Here is a 19,840-nt window from a genome sequence, read left to right as displayed (position 1 = left end):
GGGATCAGTCCAGGCCCAACTCCCGGTCCACCAGGGCGAAGATGTCCTCGTCGGCCGATGCGTCGCCCGGGTCGTCGCCCGGGTCGTCGGCCCCGGGCGCGCCGGTGGCCGGGGCCGGTGCGTCGTCCAGGCCGTCGGTCCACCGCCACAGCAGGGCGCGCAGCCGCTCGGTGACGCGCCGTCGCTCCTCGCCCTGCGGGTCCTGTTCGGCCACCAGCCGCGCGAGCCGGTCGAGGCCGGCCTCGACCGGGGAGGCGGTCCGCTCGGGCGTCAGGCGTGTGGCGAGGTGCCGGGCGAGGGCGGTGGGCGAGGGGAAGTCGAAGACCAGGCCGGCGGGCAGGGTGAGGCCGGTGACGGCGGTGAGCCGGCTGCGGAGTTCGACCGCGGTCAGCGAGTCGAAGCCCAGGTCGGTGAAGACCTGGTCGGCCTGGACCGCGGCGGCCGAGGGGTGGCCGAGGACCTCGGCGGCCTGCTGCCGCACCAGGGTCAGCAGCCTGCTCTCCCGGTCGGCCGGGGACAGGGCGGTCAGCTCGTCGCGCAGCGCGGTGTCCCGCCGGTCCGGTGTCGCGGCGGTACGACCCGCCAACCGGTGTAGCAGGGGCGGCAGTTCGGGCGCGTCGGCGCGCGAGCGCAGCACCCGTACGTCGAGGCGGGCCGGGAGCAGGACGGCGTCGCCGTCGCCCCCGGTGGCGGCGTCGAACAGGTCCAGGCCGAGCCGGGTGGGGAGTTGGCCGAGGCCGATCCGCCCCATCCGGCGCAGGTCGGTGCCGGTGACCGAGGCGGTCAGGCCGCTGGTCTGCTGCCACAGGCCCCAGGCCAGCGAGACGGCGGGCAGGCCGGCGGCCCTGCGGTGCTGGGCCAGGCCGTCGAGGAAGGCGTTGGCGGCGGCATAGTTGCCCTGGCCCGGTGCGCCCAGGACGCCCGCGGCGGAGGAGAACATCACGAAGCCGGCCAGGTCCAGGCCGGCGGTGGCGCGGTGCAGTGCCAAGGCGGCGTCGGCCTTGGGGCGCAGCACGTCGGAGACGGCGCCGGGCCGGAGCGCCTGTATCACCGCGTCGTCGAGTACGCCCGCGGCGTGCACGACGGCGGTGAGCGGGTGCTCGGGGTCCACGAGGGCCAGCAGCTCCGCCACGGCGCCGGGGACGGTCAGGTCGCAGGCCACCGCCCTTACGCCGGGGCCGAGTTCGGCACAGAGTTCCGCCGCGCCCTCGGCGGCCGGACCCTTCCGGCTGACGAGCAGCAGGTGCCGGATGCCGTGGGCGGTGGCGAGGTGGCGGGCGATCAGCTTGCCCAGTCCACCGGTGCCTCCGGTGATCAGGACGGTGCCCTCCGGGTCCCAGCCGGTGGCGGCCGGGCCGCGGACGGGGAGCGCGTCGTCCTCCCCGGGCTCGCGCGGGGCGGGCGGCTCGGCCCGTACCAGGCGGGCGACGTGCGGGCGGCCGTCGCGGATGGCGTACTGGGCCTCGCCGTCCGCCAGCGCGGCCGGGACGGCCAGGGTGGACAGCGGCCGGTCGTCCAGGTCGACCAGCACGAAGCGGTCCGGGTGCTCGGACTGTGCGGAGCGCACCAGACCCCACACCGCGGCCTGCACGGGGTCGACCGGGGCGCCGTCGCCGGTGCTCACCGCTCCCCGGGTCAGGAAGACCAGGCGGCTGGCAGTCAAGTGGTCGGCGTTCAGCCAGAGTTGGAGTGCTTCCAGGGCCCGGCCGAGGGCCTGGTGCGCCGCTTGCGCCGGGTCCTCGCTGTGGTCAGTGGGCCACCACAGGACGACGGTGTCCGGTGCCTGGCTCCGTTCGGCGAGAACCTCGGGCAGGGTGTCGCCGGTGGTGGTGACGGTGACCCCGCTCCACAGGTCGGCGGAGTGTCCGGGGTCGCCGACCACGGCCCACCGCTGTCCGGCGGGCTCGGTCCGTTCGCCGCAGGGGGCCCAGTCCAGCCGGAACAGGCTGTCGCGCACCTCGCGTTCGGCGACGGTCCCGGCGTCGGCCAGTGGCCGGACGGTCAAGGCGCCGACGGTGGCCACCGGCAGGCCCTCGCCGTCGGCGAGGTCGATCGCGGCGGGTTCCCCCGCGCCGCCACGGATCCGGACCCGTAGCCGGGTGGCGCCGCCCGTGTGCAGGCCGACGCCCTCCCACAGGAACGGCAGTACGGGGGTGGCGTCCGCGCCGCCGCGCAGCGCCAGGGTGTGCAGGGCGCTGTCGAACAGTGCCGGGTGCAGGCCGAACCGGCGGGCGGCGGCGTGGGCCTCCTCGGGCAGCGCCACCTCCGCGTACAGCTCGTCGTCGGTGGCCCAGGCCCGGGTCAGGCCGCGGAAGAGCGGTCCGTAGTCGAGCCCGGCCGCGGACAGCCGTGCGTAGAGCCCGGCGGTGTCCAGGGGTTCGGCGGCGGGCGGCGGCCAGGGGAGGGTCGCGGCCGGTTCCGGCCGGCCGGGGGCCAGGGTGCCGGCGGCGTGGCGGGTCCAGTCGGTGTCCGCCGTGGCGCGCGAGTGCACCGTGACGCCGCGGGCGCCGCGGGCGTCCGGGGCGGCGGCCTCGACGCGCAGGAGGCGTGCCTCGCCGGTCTCCAGGACCAGCGGGGTCTCCAGGGCGAGTTGTTCCACCTGGTCGCAGCCGGCGGCGCGGGCCAGGTGGAGGGCCAGTTCCACGAGGGCGGTACCGGGGACGAAGACGCGGCCGTCGACGACGTGTTGGGCGAGCCAGGGCTGCGCGGACAGCGACAGCCGCCCGGAGGCGGACAGCGCGTCGCCGTCCACGCTGCCGATCAGCGCGCCGAGGAGCGGGTGTGCGGCGTCCTCCAGGCCGGCCGCCGTCACGTCGGCGGCGGTCTCCCCGTCGGGCCAGAAGCGGGTGTGCCGGAACGGGTAGCCGGGCAGCGGCACGGGGGTGGCGGCCATGCCGTCGTAGGTGCGCGCCCAGTTCACCGGTACGCCGCGCAGCCACAGGTCCGCCAGGGCCGAGAGCAGTGCCCGGCGGTCGCCCGGGGCGTCCGGTCCGGGGCCCGCCGGCACGGTGATCCGGGGTGCCGCGGCGGCGGGCGGTGCGGCGGCCGGCAGCGGCTCCCGGCCCGCCGCCTGTGCCAGCGTCAGGGCGCCGTTGAGGTGGGCGGCGATGCGCGCGCCGTCGCCGTCCCCGGTGCACCACACCGGTTCCACGCCGTGCGTCTGCCACATGCGCGCGGCCGCGAGCAGGCCGGTCAGGGCCGTCAGCCGCCCGCCCTCGTCGTCCTCTTGCTCTTGGTCTTGCTCTGGCTCTTGCGGGGCGGCCAGCGGGTCCTGGCCGGTGGCTGCCGCCATCTCGGTGCGCGCCTGCTCCAGCGCGGCGGCGTACGCGGGGAGGGCGGCGGCCCAGGCGCGGACCCGTGCGGGTGTGCCGGGGTCGGGGTCGGGTGCGGGCAGGTGCAGGACGACTTCGGGGCGCTGGTCGGTCTCGGCGGACGGTGGCGCGGTCAGCAGCGCCTCGGCCATCGGGCCGGTTTCGTCGCCGATGACGACGGCGCGGTGCGCGAAGCGGGCGGCGCGGCCGGCGAGGGCGATGCCGATGCCCGCCGCCGGTCCGGCGGTCCGGGCGATGGCGGCGCAGCGGTCCGCCAGCCCCTCGCGGGTGCGGGCCGACACCACCCAGGCGACCGGGGTGGCCGGCGCGGGTGCGGGCGTCGCGGGCGTCGCAGGCGTCTGCTCGGGGGGCGCCTCCTCCAGGATGACGTGGGCGTTGGTGCCGCTGATGCCGAAGGAGGAGACGCCGGCCCGGCGGGTGCGGTCCCCGGCGGGCCACGCGCGCTCCTCGGTCAGCAGCCGTACGCCGCCGCTGCTCCAGTCGACGTGCGGGCTCGGCCGGTCCACGTGCAGGGTTCGCGGCAGTACGCCGTTGCGCAGCGCCAGCACCATCTTGATGAGGCCGGCGGCACCGGCCGCGGCCTGGGTGTGGCCGAGGTTGGACTTCAGCGAGCCGAGCCACAGCGGGTCGTGGCCGGCTCGTTCCCGGCCGTAGGTGGCCAGCAGTGCCTGGGCCTCGACGGGGTCGCCGAGCCGGGTGCCGGTGCCGTGCGCCTCGACCGCGTCGACCTGGGCCGGGGAGAGCCCGGCGGCGGCGAGCGCCTGCCGGATCACCCGTTGCTGGGCGGGGCCGTTGGGCGCGGTCAGCCCGTTGGACGCGCCGTCGGAGTTGACGGCGGAGCCGCGCACCACGGCGAGCACCCGGTGGCCGTTGCGGCGGGCGTCCGACAGCCGCTCCAGGGCGAGGAGTCCGGCGCCCTCGGCCCAGCCGGTGCCGTCGGCGGCCGCCGCGAAGGGCTTGCAGCGCCCGTCCGGGGCGAGGCCGCGCTGCCGGGAGAACTCGATGAACATCAGCGGACTGGCGATCACCGTGGCGCCGCCGGCCAGGGCCAGATCGCACTCCCCGGCCCGCAGTGCGCGGCAGGCGAGATGCAGGGCCACCAGCGACGAGGAGCACGCGGTGTCGACCGTGAGGGAGGGCCCCTCCAGGCCGAAGGTGTAGGCGATCCGGCCGGCGGCCACCGACATCGCGTTGCCGGTGGCGAGGTGGCCGCGGGTCTCCGCCGCGGACCGTGCCGCCGTGGTCAGGTAGTCCTGTGCGCCGGCGCCGACGAACACGCCGGTGCGACTGCCGCGCAGGGCCGCCGGGTCGGTGCCCAGTGCTTCGAACAGGTCCCAGGAGGTCTCCAGGAGCAGCCGCTGCTGCGGGTCCATGGCCAGCGCCTCGCGCGGGGACAGGCCGAAGAACTCCGCGTCGAACCCGGGGGCGTCGGCCAGGAAGCCGCCGTTGCGTACGTAGCAGGTGTCGGGCCGTTCCGGGTCGGGGTCGTAGACGGCCGCCAGGTCCCAGCCGCGGTCCGCGGGGAAGTCGCCGATCACGTCACGGCCCTGGCTCAGGACGTCCCACAGTTGCTCGGGGGTGTCCACCCCGCCGGGGAAGCGGCAGCTCATGGCGGTGAGGGCGATCGGTTCCGCCGCGGCTTCCTCGGCCGTGCGCAGGCGTTCCCGGGTCTCGTGCAGTTCGGTGCTGACCTTGCGCAGGTAGCCGAGCAGTTCGCGTTCGCTGGTCATAGTCAGTTCACCTCGTGGGGCGCGGTGATGCCCAGTTGGCCGGTGATGAAGTCGATGACGTCACCGGCGGTGGAGTCGTCGTCCAGGACGGCCGGGGCGGTGTCGTCGGGTCGTGCGGCGCCGTCCCAGCTCCGTGCCAGTTCGCGCAGTCGGGCCGTGACGACGCCGCGCCCGGCGTGATCGAGGTCGGCCGAGCCGAGCAGCGCGTCGAGCCGGTCGAGCTCGGCGAGCACCGTCTCGGGCCCGGCGGAGATCTCGCGCAGCATCGCGGTGCGCAGGAAGGCGGCCAGGGCCTCGGGCGTGGGGTGGTCGAAGACGAGGGTGGCGGGCAGTTCGACGCCGGTGGCGCGGTCGAGCCGGTTGCGCAGCTCGACGGCGGTGAGGGAGTCGAAGCCCAGGGACTGGAAGGTGCGGTCGGGCGTCAACTGCCGGTCGGTGCCGTGCCCCAGGGTGGCGGCGATCTCGGTGCGCAGGGTCTCCAGCAGCACGGCCCGCTGCTCGTCCTCGCTCCGGCCGGCCAGGCGCTGGACGAGGGTGCCCCCGGCGACGTCGGGGCCGGTCCCGGTGGTGAGTTCGGCCAGTTGCGGGCTGGGGCGTGCGGCGCAGACTTTGGCCGCGTAGGCGTCCCAGTCCAGGTCGGCGACGAGCAGGGCGGGGGTGCCCTCGCCGACCGCCTGCCACAGGGCCTCCAGGGCGTGCGGTGCGGGCATGGGCCGCAGGCCCGCCCGGCGCAGTTGCCCGGTGTCCACGCGTCCGGCCATGCCTTCTTCGGCCCAGGGGCCCCAGGCCACGGAGGTGGCGGGCAGGCCGAGTGCGCGGCGTCGCTCGGCGAGGGCGTCCAGGTGGGCGTTGGCAGCCGCGTAGTTGCCCTGGCCGGCGTTGCCCAGCACCCCGGCCAGCGAGGAGAACAGCACGAAGGCGTCCAACGGCCGGTCCTTGGTCAGCTCGTGCAGATGGTCGGCGGCGGTCGCCTTGGGCGCGGCGACGCGGGCGAAGCGGGCGGCGTCCTGTCCGTCCAGCACGCCGTCGTCGAGCACGCCGGCGCTGTGGAAGACGGCGCTCAGGGGGCGTTCGGCGGGGATGGCGTCCAGCAGTGCGGCGAGCGCGGTGCGGTCGGAGACGTCACAGGCGGCGAGGGTCACCGTGGCGCCGAGGGCCTCCAGTTCGGCGCGCAGCTCCTCCGCGCCGGGGGCCTGCGGGCCGCGGCGTCCGGCGAGGAGCAGGTGGACGCCGCCGCGGGCGGCCAGCGCGCGGGCGACCTGGGCGCCGAGGCCGCCGGTGCCGCCGGTGACCAGGACGGTCCCGTGCAGGGCCGGCGGCGCCGCGGGGGCCAGGGGCAGCCGGGCGATGCGCCGGGCCAGCAGGCCGTCGGTCCGCACGGCGAGTTGGTCCTCCTCGCCGGTGAGTGCCGCGGCCAGCAGAGCGCCGGTGGCCGGGTCGTCGACGGCGGGCAGGTCCACCAGGCCGCCCCACCGGTCCGGGTGTTCCAGGGCCACCACCCGGCCAAGTCCCCACACCTGCGCGGCGTCCGGGTCCGGCGGGCCGTCCCCGGCGTCGACGGCGCCGCGGGTCAGGCACCACAGCGGCGCGGTGTTCCGGGCGTCGCCGAGGGCCTGGACGAGGGTGAGGGTGGCGGCGGCCGCGCCGGCCGGGCGGTCCAGGGCCAGCGTGCTGAGCACGCCCTCGGCCGGTCCGGCGGCGGTGAGCGCGCCGGCCAACTCCGCCCGGTCGCCGTGGGCTTGGACCGGTACGACGTGGGCGCCGTGGGCGGTGAGCCACTCGGTGAGCTGCGGCTGCCGACCGGTGCCGACGAGGAGCCAGGTGCCGGACAGCGGGCGTCCGGTGGCGGGCACGGGCCGCCAGGCGGCGGTGTAGCGCCAGTCTCCGGCGGGCGTGGCGGGGGCGGTCAGCCGTGCGTGCAGGGCGGGGAGCACGGTGGCCAGATCGGCGTCCTCGGGCAGGCCGAGTGTGCCGGTCAGCGCGGCGGGGCCGCCCTCCAACAGCTCCCGCAGCCGGGTGTCCTGGGTGCGGGCGCCGCCGGCCGGCACGTCCAGCCAGTGCCGTTCGCGCTGGAACGGGTAGGTCGGCAGGTCGAGGTGGCCGGTGTGCTCCGGCAGCAGCGCGGTCCAGTCGGGCTCGATGCCCTGGCAGTGCAGCCGTGCCAGGGCGGTGAGTGCGGCCTGCGGCTCGGGCAGGTCACGGCGGAGCAGCGGTGCGGTCAGGGCGTCCCGGTCGGTCAGGCAGTCCGCGAGCATGCCGGTCAGGATGCCGTCGGGCCCGAGTTCGAGGTAGGTGGTGACGCCGTCGGCTTCGAGGGTCAGCGCGCCCTGGTGGAACCGTACGGCCTCCCGTACGTGCCGCACCCAGTAGGCGGGGTCGGCCAGTTCCTCTGCGGTGGCGAAGGCGCCGGTGACGTTGGAGACGAGCGGGACGGCCGGCGCGGCGCCGCGGACCGAGGAGGTGACGGCGAGGAAGTCGTCGAGCATGGGGTCCATGCGCGGGGAGTGGAAGGCGTGGCTGACGTTGAGGAGCTTGACGGGGCGGCCCCGTTCCCGCCAGGCGTCGGCGATCTCGTCGACGGCGTCCTGGTCGCCGGAGATCACGACCGCGCGGGGGCCGTTGACGGCGGCCAGGCCGAGTCGGTCCTCCTTGCCGTCGAGCAGGGCACGCACCTCGGCCTCCGTGCCCTTGAGGGCGGCCATCGCACCGCCGCCGGGCAGGGCCTGCATCAGCCGACCGCGGGCGGCGACCACCGCGCAGGCGTCGGGCAGGGACCACACACCGGCGATCCGGGCGGCGGCGAGTTCGCCGATGGAGTGGCCCAGCAGCCGGTCGGGTCGGATGCCCCAGCTCTCCAGCAGGGCGGCCTGAGCGACCTGGAGGGCGAACAGCGCGGGCTGGGCGTACTCGGTGCGGTCCAGCAGCGGGGAGCCGCCCAGGACCACCTCGCGCAGCGGCTCCGTCAAGTGGGGCGCGAACGCCGCACAGACCTCGTCGTAGGCGTCGGCGAACGCCGGGAAGGTCTCGTACAACTCCCGCCCCATGCCGGGGCGTTGGCTGCCCTGGCCGGTCAGGACGAAGGCGAGCCGTCCGGCGGGGCGGGCGGCGCCCGTGACCGCCCGGCGGGACCCGGTGCCCTGGGCCAGGGCGGCCAGGCCCTCCTGGAGGGCCGGCAGGTCGCTGCCGAGGACGACGGCCCGGTGCTCGAAGCGGCTGCGGGTGGTGGCCAGGGCGTGCGCGGTGCGGTACGGGTCGGTGTCGGGGCGGGCGGTGGACCACTCCAGCAACGCGCGGGCCTGCTCACGCAGGGCCGGTTCGGTGCGCGCGGACAGCAGCCACGGGACGGGGCCGGGGCGGGCGGCAGGCGGCTCGGTGCCCGCCGGCTCCGGCGCGTCCGGGGCGGCGGGGGCCTCCTCGACCAGCACGTGGGCGTTGGTGCCGCTGATGCCGAACGAGGAGATCCCGGCGCGCCGCGGACGCTCGCCGCGCGTCCAGGGGCGCGCGGCGGTCAGCGGGAGCACGGTGCCCGGCGACCAGTCGACCTGGTCGCTCGGCGGGTCGGCGTGCAGGGTCGGCGGGAGCGTCCCGTGCCGCAGCGCCATGATGACCTTGATCACTCCGGCGGCGCCGGAAGCGGCCTGGGTGTGGCCGATGTTGGACTTCACCGAGCCGATCGGGAGCGGGTCGGCGGGGTCGCGGGGCGGCCCGTGCACGGCGAGCAGGGCGCGGGCCTCGATGGGGTCGCCGAGCGCGGTGCCGGTGCCGTGCGCCTCGATCAGGTCCAGGTCTCCGGCGGACCAGCCGGCGGCGTCCAGCGCGGCGCGCAGGACCCGTTCCTGGGAGGGGCCGTTGGGGGCGGTGAGGCCGTTGGAGGCGCCGTCCTGGTTGACGGCGGAGCCGCTGATGACGGCGAGCACCGGGCGGCCGAGCCGGCGGGCGTCGGAGAGCCGTTGCAGCAGCAGCACGCCGGCGCCCTCGGCGAGGCCGAAGCCGTCGGCGCCGGCCCCGAACGCCTTGCAGCGGCCGTCGGGGGCGAGCGCCCGCTGCCGGCTGAACTCGGCGAAGGCGGTCGGTGTGGTCAGCACCGTCACACCACCCGCCAGGGCGGCGGTGCACTCGCCGTTGCGCAGTGCCTGCGCGGCCTGGTGCAGGGCGACGAGCGAGGAGGAACAGGCGGTGTCCACGGTCACCGACGGCCCCTGCAGGCCCAACGCGTAGGAGATCCGGCCGGAGACCACGGCGCCGGTGGAGCCGGTGACCACGTATCCCTCGGCGGCCTCCCCCGCGTCCGCGAGCACTTGGCCGTAGTCCTGGATGTTGGACCCGGCGAACACACCGGTGCGGCTGCCGCGGAGCGCGCGCGGGTCGATCCCGGCCCGCTCCACCGCCTCCCAGCAGACCTCCAGCAGCAGGCGCTGCTGGGGGTCCATCGCGGCGGCCTCGCGGGGCGAGATGTCGAAGAACTCGGCGTCGAACCGGTCGGCGTCGTGCACGAAGCCGCCGGCCCGGCTGTAGCTGCGCCCGGGGGCGTCCGGGTCCGGGTCGTACATTCCGGCGACGTCCCAGCCGCGGTTGACGGGCAGGCCGGTGATGGCGTCCCCGCCCCGCGCGACCAGCTCCCACAGGTCCTCGGGGGTGCGGATCCCGCCGGGGTAGCGGCAGGCCGCCGCCACGACGGCGATCGGTTCGCGGGCGCGGTCCTCCAGTTCGCGGGCCCGCTGCTGGGCGTCGCGCAGTTCGGCGCTCATCCTGCGCAGGTGTCGTCCGAGGCGTTCCTCGGTGGTGCGGTCGTTGCTCACTTCTTCTCTCCCACCCTGATCGGGCTCAGGCTTCGCCGAACTGCCGGTCGAGCAGGTCGAGCAGTTCCTCGGTGCTGTCGGCGGTCTCCAGGCCGCCGCCGTCGTCGCCGGGGTCCTGTGGCGGGCGGACGGCGGTCATCAGCGCGCCGATCCGCGCGGCCAGGCGTCCGCGGGCGGTTTCGTCGTCGGGCGACCGGCGGATGTCCGCCGCCAGTTGGTCGATGCGGGTCAGTAGGGCCTCCTCGGAGGGGCCCGCGCCGTCGGTCAGCAACTCCAGCAGGTGCCCGGCCAGTTCGGCCGGGGTGGCGTGGTCGAAGACCAGGGTCGGCGGCAGGCTCAGTCCGGTCGCGGCGGCCAGCCGGTTGCGCAGTTCGACGGAGAGCAGCGAGTCGAACCCGGACTGCCGGAAGGCGGCGTCGGCCGCCGGCGCGCCGTCCCCGCGGTGTCCGAGGACGCTCGCGGCGTGTGCCTGGACGAGTTCGACCAGGCTCCGGGCGCGGTCCGCCGGGGGCAGTGCGGCCAGTCGGGCGCGCAGCGCGCCGCCCGCGCCGTCGGATGCGTCCTGCTCGGCGGCGGGTGCGCCCGCCGCCTCCGGGATCTCGGCCAGCAGCCGGGTGGCACGTCCGGAGGTGAACACCGGCACGAAGGTGGGCCAGTCCACGGCGGCCAGGGCGACGAACGCCTCCTCGTCGGCCAGTGTCTGGTACAGGCCCTCGAAGGCCGTGTCGCGGTCGAGGAACGGCAGGCCGCGGCGGAGCACCGCGTCGGCGTCGGTGCGTTCCCTGGTGATCTGCTCGTCCCAGATGCCCCAGGCGACGGAGGTGACCGGCAGCCCGGCCGCGCGCTGCTGTGCGGCGAAGGAGTCGAGGAAGGCGTTGGCTGCGGCGTAGGCGCCGTGGTCACCGCTTCCCCACACCCCGGCGATGGACGAGAACAGCACCAGTTCCCGCAGGTCGGCGGGGTCGAGCAGGCGCGCGAGGTGGACCGCGCCGGCCACCTTGGCGTGCACCACCTCGGCGAACTCCGCCAGTGTGGTGGTCGCCAGCGGCGCGATGTCCAGGTGGGCGGCGGCGTGCAGGGCCGTGGTCACCCGGTGACCGTCGGCGGTCAGGGTGGCCAGCGCGGCCTCCAGTGCCTGCGCGTCGCGCACGTCGCAGGCGAGCACGGTCACGGCGGTTCCGGCGCCTTCGAGTTCGGCGGCCAGCTCGGCCATGCCGGGCGCCTGCGCGCCGCGCCGGCTGAGCAGGGCGATGTGGCGGGCGCCGCGGGCGGCCACGGAGCGGGCCAGGTGCGGGCCGAGCGAGCCGTTGGCGCCGGTGATCAGCACGGTTCCTTCCGGCTGCCAGGCCGGCTTGGTCCCGTCGGCCGGGCGCCGGTGGCGTACCAGGCGGCGTACCCGGGCCTGGCCGGCGCGCACCGCCCACTGGTCCTCGTCGACGGCGCCGGCCAGGATGCCGAGCAGCAACTCGGCGTCCTGTTCGCCGGGTTCGGCGGGCAGGTCCACGAGGCCGCCCCAGCGGCGCGGGAATTCCAGTGCGGCGACCCGGCCCAGGCCCCAGACCTGGTGCTGGCCGGGGTGTTCGGGCGCCTGGTCCCCGGCGCCCACGGCCCCGGTGGTGACCGCCCACAGGGGCGCGTCGGTGTCCTGGAGCGCCTTCAGGGCGGTGACGGTGAGCGCCAGGCCGGTGGTCATGCCGGGCAGTTCGGGGTGCGGGCGCTCGTCCAGGGCGAGCAGGGAGAGGACACCGTTGAAGGTGGTCGCCTGCACGTCGATCCGCGCGGCCAGGTCGGCGGGGTCGGTGCCGTAGGGCTCCAGCGTCAGGCGGCGCACGTCCAGTTTGGCGGCGGTCAGCAGGGCGCAGAGGTGCTCGGCCGCGTCGGTGCCGGTGTCCAGGACGAGCCAGGGGCCGGACGGCGCGGTGCCGGTGTCCAGCGGCTGCGGGCGCCAGGCGGTGGCGTAGCGCCAGCCGTCCAGCACCGACTGCCGGCGGCCCTCGCGGCGCCAGCGGGCCAGCGCGGGCAGCACGTCGGCCAGTCCGTCGGCCGGGCCGATCTGGGCGGCGAGCCCGTCGAGGTCCTCGCGGTCGACGGCGTCCCAGAAGCGGGCGTCGGTCTCGGACAGGGCCGCCGGGGCGTCCTGCGGGTCGAGCCAGAACCGTTCGTGCTGGAAGGCGTAGGTGGGGAGTTCGGCCCGACCGCCGGGTCCCACGATGTCCTCCCACCGTAGGGGCAGGCCCTGCACCCAGCCCTCGGCGAGGGACAGCAGCAGCCGGTCGCGGCCGCCGGAGCCGCGGCGCAGGGTGCCCAGGACGGTGCCCCGCCCGCTCAGCGTCCGGCTGAGGCCGACCGTGAGCACCGGGTGGGGGCTGGCCTCGACGAAGAACCGGTGGCCGTCGGCGGCCAGCGCCTCGACCGCCGTCCGCAGCTGCACGGTCTCGCGCAGGTTGCGGTACCAGTAGGCGGCGTCGAGTTCGTTGCCGGCGAGCCGGGTGCCGGTCACGGTGGAGTACAGCGGCACGGTGCCGTCGCGCGGTGCGATGCCGTCGAGTTCGGCGATGAGCCGGGTGCGGAGCACCTCCATCGCGGCGGAGTGCGAGGCGTAGTCCACGTCGATGCGGCGGGCCCGTACGCCGGCGCGCTCGGCCCTGGCCATCAGGGCGTCCAGCTCCTCGTCGGGGCCGGAAACCACCGTGGAGTCGGGGCCGTTGACGGCGGCGACCGACAGGCCGTCGCCGAGCCAGGGCGTCAGCTCTGCGGTGGGCAGTTCCACCGAGACCATGCCGCCGGTGCCGGACAGCTCGCGCAGCAGGCGGGAGCGGGTGACGGCGATCCGTGCCCCGTCGGCGAGCGAGAGCGCCCCGGCGACGCAGGCGGCGGCCACCTCGCCCTGGGAATGGCCGACCACGGCGTCGGCGGTGACACCGCAGGACTGCCAGACCCGGGCCAGGGACACCATCACGGCGAACAGGACGGGCTGGACGACGTCCACGTCCGCGAGCGCGTCCTGGTCGGTGTCGCGCACCACGTCCAGCAGTGACCAGTCCACCAGCGGGTCCAGTGCGTCCGCGCAGGCGCGCATCGCCTCGGCGAACACCGCGTCGGTGTCGAGCAGTTCACGGGCCATGCCGGGCCACTGGGACCCCTGGCCGGGGAAGAGCAGGGCGACGCGGCCGTCCGCCGCCCGGCCGGTGGCGGTGCCTGCCGGGGCGACGGCCTGCGGGTCGCCCAGGGCGGCGAGGCTTTCCAGGAGCGTCTGGCGGTCGGCGGTGACGACCGTGGCCCGGTGCTCGAAGGCGGAGCGCGCGGTGGCCAGCGGCCCGGCGACGTCGGCGGGGCCGAGGTCCGGTGCGGTCAGGAGGTGGGTGTACAGCGCCCGGGCCTGTGCGGGCAGCGCCTCCGGGGTGCGGGCCGAGAGGACGACCGGGACGGTGGTCGGCTCGGCGGGCTCCGGACCGGTCAGCGGGTCGCCCTCCTCCAGCAGGACGTGGGCGTTGGTGCCGCTGATGCCGAACGAGGAGACGCCGGCCCGGCGCGGCCGGTCGCCCGCGGGCCACGGCCGGGCCTCGTCGAGCAGGGCCACGGCGCCGGAGGACCAGTCCACCTCCGGGGACGGGGTGCCGGCGTGCAGGGTGCGCGGCAGGGTCTGGTGGCGCAGCGCCAGCACCGTCTTGATGACGCCGGCGACGCCGGCCGCTGCCTGGGCGTGGCCGATGTTGGACTTCAACGAGCCCAGGTACAGGGGCCGTTCGGGGCTGCGGTCGGGCCCGAAGACGCTCAGCAGTGCCTGGGCCTCGATCGGGTCGCCGAGGCGGGTGCCGGTGCCGTGGGCCTCGACGGCGTCGATGTCGGCGGGCGACAGTCCGGCGCGGTGCAGCGCCTCGCGCACGACGCGCTCCTGAGAGGGGCCGTTGGGGGCGGTCATGCCGTTGGAGGCGCCGTCCTGGTTGACGGCGGAGCCGCGGACGACCGCCAGTACCTCGTGTCCGAGCCGCCGGGCGTCGCTGAGCCGCTCGACGAGCAGTACGCCGGTGCCCTCGGACCAGCCGGTGCCGTCGGCGTCGGCCGAGAAGGACTTGCAGCGGCCGTCCCGGGCGAGCCCGCCCTGCCGGCTGAACTCCACGAAGATGTTGGGCGAGGCCAGCACCGTCGAACCGCCCGCGAAGGCGAGGTCGCACTCCCCCTGGCGCAGCGACTGGCAGGCCAGGTGGAGCGTCACCAGTGAGGTGGAGCAGGCGGTGTCCACGGTGACCGCGGGGCCTTCCAGGCCGAGCAGGTAGGACAGCCGACCGGACATCACGCTGTTGCTGTTGGCGATGCCGAGGATGCCTTCGAGGCCGTCGGGGATGCCGTTGAGGCGGTTGAGGTAGTCGTTGTACATCACGCCGGCGAAGACCCCGGTACGGCTGCCGCGCAGCCGCTGCGGGTCGATCCCGGCGCGCTCCGCCGCCTCCCAGGCGGTCTCCAGCAGCAGCCGTTGCTGCGGGTCCATCGCCAGGGCCTCGCGCGGCGAGATGCCGAAGAACGCGGCGTCGAAGCCGGCCGGGTCGGTGACGAAGCCGCCTTCGCGCGCGTAGGTGCGGCCGGTGCGCTGCGGGTCGGGGTCGTAGAGGTTGGCCAGGTCCCAGCCGCGGTCGGTGGGGAACGGCGTGATCGCGTCCCGGCCCTCCTCGACCAGCCGCCACAGCTCCTCGGGCGAGGAGACGTCGCCGGGGAAGCGGCAGCCCATGCCGACGATGGCGATCGGCTCGTCGTGGGAGAACGTGGCCGTGGGTGTGTGCGTGGCGGTGACGGGCTCGGTGGGGGCCGCACACTCGCGCTCCAGGCGGGCGGCGAGGGAGGCCGCCGTGGGGTGGTCGAAGACCAGGGTCGCCGGCAGCCGGGTGCCGGCGGCGGTGGCGAGCCGGTTGCGCAGTTCCACGGACATCAGCGAGTCGAAGCCGAGCTCCTGGAGCGGGCGTTCGGGGTCGATCCCGGCGGCGTCGGCGTGGCCGGCGACGGCCGAGATGTGCTCGCGCACAGTGCGCAGCAGCTCCGCGGTGCGGGCTGCGGCGTCGAGCCCGGCGAGCCGCTGCCCGAGGGTGCCCGTCGGGGCCGCGGGCTCGGTGGCCCGGGGAGTCGCGGGGACCAGGGCCTCGAAGAGCGGGGCGGGGCGGGCGGCGGTGAAGGCGGGCAGGAACCGCCGCCAGTCGACGTCGGCGAGGACCGCGTCTCCCCCGGTGTGCAGCGCGTCCGTGAGGGCGTCGACGGCGTCGGCCGGAGGCAGCGGGGTCAGCCCGAGGCGTCGCAGCCGGTCGTCCAGGTCGGCGTCGACCATGCCGGCACCGGCCCACGGTCCCCAGGCCAGTGCGGTGCCGGCCAGGCCGCGGGCGCGGCGGCGGGCGGCGAGGGCGTCCAGGGCTGCGTTGCCCGCGGCGTATCCGGCCTGCTGGGCCGCGCCCCAGGTGCCGGATATGGAGGAGAACAGGACGAAGGCGTCCAGTTCGGTGTCGCCGAGCGCCCGGTCGAGGGCGAGGGCGCCGGCGGCCTTGCCGGCCATGGCCGCGCGCAGCCGCTCGGGGGTGGTCTCCAGCAGCGGTGCCTCGTCGGCGATCCCGGCGGCGTGGAAGACCGCGCGCACCGGGGCGCCGCGCTCGGCCGCGTCCCGCAGCAGGGCGGCGGCCACCTCGGGGTCGGCCACGTCACCGGCGGTGATGCGCACCTCTGCGCCCAGCGCGGTCAGTTCGGCGGCCAGTTCGTCCGCGCCGGGCGCGTCGGGCCCGCGGCGGGAGACCAGCAGCAGCGTGCAGTCGTGGTGGGCGGCGAGCCGGCGGGCGACGTGCCCGCCCAGCGCTCCGGTGCCACCGGTGATCAGTACGGTGCCGGACGGCGTCCAGGCGTCGCCGGACGGTGCGGGCCGCGGGGCGGGTACCAGCCTGCGGGCCAGCACCTCGTCCGCGCCGATGAGGACCTGGTCCTCGGTGTCCGGTCCGGTGGCTCCCTGCGTGAGCAGGCCGGCGAGCCGGCGGGCGGTCCCGTCCCCCACGGACGGTTCCGTGTGTCCGATCAAGCCGCCCCAGCGGTCCGGGAGTTCCAGTGCGGCCACCCGGCCCAGGCCCCAGACGGCGGCCGCGTCGGGGTCCTGCCGGGGGTCGCCGGTCAGGCACCAGGTGCGGGCGTCGACGCCGGCGTCGTCGAGCGCCTGGAGTGCGACGAGCAGGGTCTCCGGCTGGGAGGCCAGGACGAGCACCCCGGTGTACGGGCCGGCGGGAAGCGCGGAGGCCAGTGCGGCGCGGTCGGGCTCGGGGCCGATCACGACGGTGGTGACGTGCTCCAACGTCCCATCGGGCCGGGGGTGTTCGCCGGCGGCGTCCAGCACCAGCCAGGTACCGGGCACGGTGGTGGCCTCGGGCGCGTCGGCGAGGGGCTGCCAGACCACCTCGTGGCGCCAGGAGGCGGGGCGGGTACCGGCGGCGTCCCTGATGCGGGTGCGCTCGACCTCGCGCAGCACCACGCCCGCCGACAGCGCGGGGGCGCCGGTGGTGGTGGCGGCCTGGAGGTCGACGGCGGTGTCGGTGATCCGCAGCCGGACGCGCAGGGCACCGGCGCCGGTGGTGTGCACGGCGGCCCGGCCGAAGGTGAACGGCAGCCGGACCCGGTCCTGGTAGGAGCCGTCGATCAGCGGCAGCACGTGCAGGGCGCTGTCGAGCAGCGCGGGGTGCAGGGCAAACCGGGCATCCTGCCGCCCTTCGGGCAGGGCAACCTCGGCGTACACGTCCTGGCCGAGCCGCCACACGGCGCGCAGTCCGCGGAAGGCCGGGCCGTAGCGGTAGCCCTGGGCGGTCAGCCGGTCGTAGTGGCCGTCCAACGGCACGGGCTCGGCGCCGGCGGGCGGCCAGGTGCCGGCGGCCCACTCCACGTCGGCGGGCGCGGCGGCGCCCAGCGTGCCGGTGGCGTGGCCGGTCCAGCCGCCGCTCTCGTCACGGGAGCGGATGACGAAGTCGCGGCTCGCCGCCCCCTCGTCGGGCGCCACCCACACCTGCACGTCCACGCCGCCGTCGGGCAGCACGAGCGGCGCTTCGAGGACGAGGTCGGTGACCTCCGAGGCGCCCACCTGGGCCGCGGCACTCGCGGCGAGCTCCAGGAAGCCGGTGCCCGGCAGCAGCACGGTGTCGTACACGGCATGGTCGGCCAGCCAGGGGTCGACGGAGGGCGAGAGCCGTCCGGTGAGCAGGACGCCGCCGGAGCCGGGCAGTTCGACGGCGCCGGAGAGCACGGGGTGCGCCAGGCCGTCCATACCGGCGCCGGAGGCGGGCGGCGCGGCGAGCCAGTAGGTGCGGCGCTGGAAGGCGTAGGTGGGCAGGTCGACCAGGGTGCGGTCGGGGAGCACGGCGGCCCAGTCCACGGCGGCGCCGTGGGCGTGCGCGGAGCCGAGCGCGGACAGCGCGGTGCGGGTCTCGGAACGGTCGCGGCGGCAGGAGGGCAGGGCCGTGCGCTCCCCCGCCAGCGGCGTCAGCACGGCGTCGGGCCCGATCTCGACGAGCACACCGGTGGCGGGGAGGTTCCGCAGGGCGTCGGCGAAGCGGACGGTGGCGCGGATGTGATCGACCCAGTACGCGGCGCGGTCGACCGGCTGGTCGGTGGCGGCGGACGGCGCGAACGCCACGGCGGGCTCGTGGAAGTCGAGTTCCCGTACGACGGCGGCGAACGCGTCGAGCACGGGGTCCATCAGCGGCGAGTGGAAGGCATGGCTGACCCGCAGCCGCGTGGTGCGCCGCCCCTGGTCGCGCCAGTGCGCGGTGACCGCCTCGACCGCGTCCCGGTCGCCGGAGACGACCACGGCGCCGGGCCCGTTGACCGCGGCGAGCGCCACCCGGCCGTCCAGGGTGGGGCGGATCTCCTCCTCGTCGGCGGCGACGGCCGCCATGGCTCCGCCCTCGGGCAGCGCCTGCATCAGCCGTCCGCGCGCCACGGCCATCCGGGTGCCGTGCTCGGTGCTGAGGACGCCCGCGACGACCGCGGCGGCGATCTCGCCGACGGAGTGTCCCGCGACGGCGGTGACGGCGACGCCCCAGGACTGCCAGAGCCGGGCCAGCGCCAGCTCGAACGCGAACAGCGCGGGCTGCGCGTACTCGGTGCGCTCCAGCACCTCCGCGGGCTCGTCCCACATCACCTCGCGCAGCGACCGGCCGAGCAGCGGGTCCGCGACCGCGCACACCTCGTCCAGCGCCTCGGCGAACGCCGGGAAGCGGGCGGCCAGTTCCCGCCCCATGCCCGGGCGCTGCGAGCCCTGGCCGGAGAAGAGCAGGGTCACCCCACCGGGGCCCGCGGTGACCGGGTCGACGTCGGCGAGCCCGGCCAGGACCTGGTCGCGGTCGCCGGTGACCGCGGCGCGGTGCTCGAAGCGGGCGCGGGTGCCGGCCAGCGTCCAGGCGACGTCTTCCAGCGGCAGTTCCGGGTGGGCCAGCAGGTGGCCGCGCAGCGCGGCGGCCTGGTCGCGGACCGCTTGCGGGGTCCGGCCCGACAGCACCAGCGGGACCGGTCCGGCGGACGGGCGCGCGTCGTCCGCGGCCGGCCGCGGGGCGGTGAACTCCTCCAGGATCACATGGGCGTTGGTGCCGCTCATGCCGAAGGAGGAGACCGCGGCCCGGCGCGGGTGGCCGCCGCGCTCCCAGGGGCGGGCCTCCGCCAGGAGCCGGACCGTGCCCGCGGACCAGTCGACCTCGTCGGTGGGGTTGTCCGCGTACAGGCTCTTGGGCATGGTGGCGTGCCGCATCGCGAGGATCGCCTTGATGATGCCGGCGACGCCGGCCGCGGCCTGGGTGTGGCCGATGTTGGACTTGAGCGAGCCGAGGTGGATCGGGTCGTCCGGGGTGCGGCTGGTGCCGTAGGTGGCGATCAGCGCCTGTGCCTCGATGGGGTCGCCCAGGCGGGTGCCGGTGCCGTGTGCCTCGATCAGGTCGACCTCGGCCGCCGGGATGCGGGCGCTGGTCAACGCGGCCTCGATGAGGCGCTTTTGGGAGGGTCCGTTGGGGGCGGTCATGCCGTTGGAGGCGCCGTCCTGGTTGACCGCGGAGCCGCGCACGACGGCCAGCACGGGGTGGCCCCGCCGCAGCGCGTCGGACAGCCGCTCCACGACGAGCACGCCGACGCCTTCCGACCAGCCGGTGCCGTCGCCGTCGGCGGCGAAGGAGCGGCAGCGGCCGTCCCGGGACAGCACCCGCTGTCGGCTGTACTCCTGGAAGTACAGGGGGGTGGACATCACGGCGACACCGCCGGCCAGCGCCATGTCGCACTCGTCGTTGCGCAGCGCCTGGCAGGCCAGGTGCAGGGAGACCAGCGAGGAGGAGCAGGCGGTGTCGACGGTGACGGCCGGGCCCTCGAAGCCGAACAGGTAGGACACCCGCCCCGCGGCGATGCTCGGGGCGCTGCCCGCCGCCAGGTAGCCCTCGAAGCCGTCGGGGGCCTGCTGGAAGCGGGTCCCGTAGTCGTGGTGCATCACGCCGGTGAAGACGCCGGTGCGCGAGCCGCGTCGGTCGGCCGGGTCGATGCCGGCCCGCTCCAGCGCCTCCCAGCTGGTCTCCAGCAGCAGCCGCTGCTGGGGGTCCATCGACATCGCCTCGCGGGGGCTGAGCCCGAAGAAGTCGGCGTCGAAGCGGTCCACTTCGGTCAGGAAGCCGCCTTCGCGGGTGTACGACTTGCCCACGGCGTCCGGGTCGGGGTCGTAGAGGTTGGCGAGGTCCCAGCCGCGGTCCTCGGGGAACGTGGTGATCTCGTCGCGTCCCTCGGCCACCAGCCGCCACAGGTCCTCGGGGGAAGCCACCCCGCCCGGGTAGCGGCAGCCGATACCGACCACGGCTATGGGCTCGGTGTGCTTCTCCTCCACTTCGCGCAGCCGGGTGCGGACCTTCTGGAGATCGGTCGTGGCCTTGCGCAGGTATCCGACAAGTTGTTCTTCATCGGCCATGAGGGGCACCTATCGAGTGGGAGGGGAGAGGGACGA

The 19,840-nt window shown here is 76.3% G+C and carries 3 protein-coding genes; all 3 read right to left on the bottom strand.

The features are described from left to right. Positions 1 to 4 precede the first annotated feature (4 nt). Genes ACRAS8_RS34795 through ACRAS8_RS34785 form a run of 3 tightly spaced genes read right to left on the bottom strand, consistent with a single transcriptional unit; the run spans position 5 to position 19,813 of the window. Positions 5 to 5,044 (bottom strand): type I polyketide synthase, encoded by a 5,040-nt coding sequence (locus ACRAS8_RS34795; RefSeq protein WP_438490682.1) that lies wholly within the window; start codon positions 5,042 to 5,044, stop codon positions 5 to 7. A 20-nt stretch (positions 5,045 to 5,064) separates the two neighbouring features. Further along, complete coding sequence (locus tag ACRAS8_RS34790; RefSeq protein ID WP_438490020.1) at positions 5,065 to 9,861, bottom strand: type I polyketide synthase; 4,797 nt, start codon at positions 9,859 to 9,861, stop codon at positions 5,065 to 5,067. Between the two features lie 25 nt (positions 9,862 to 9,886). Continuing rightward, positions 9,887 to 19,813 (bottom strand): type I polyketide synthase, encoded by a 9,927-nt coding sequence (locus ACRAS8_RS34785; protein ID WP_438490019.1) that lies wholly within the window; start codon positions 19,811 to 19,813, stop codon positions 9,887 to 9,889. Positions 19,814 to 19,840 lie beyond the last annotated feature (27 nt).

Origin of the sequence: Streptomyces sp. S186 (genome assembly GCF_051603415.1) — a bacterium.
Classification (GTDB): Bacteria; Actinomycetota; Actinomycetes; order Streptomycetales; family Streptomycetaceae; genus Streptomyces.
This window is presented reverse-complemented; position numbering and strand designations above follow the sequence as displayed.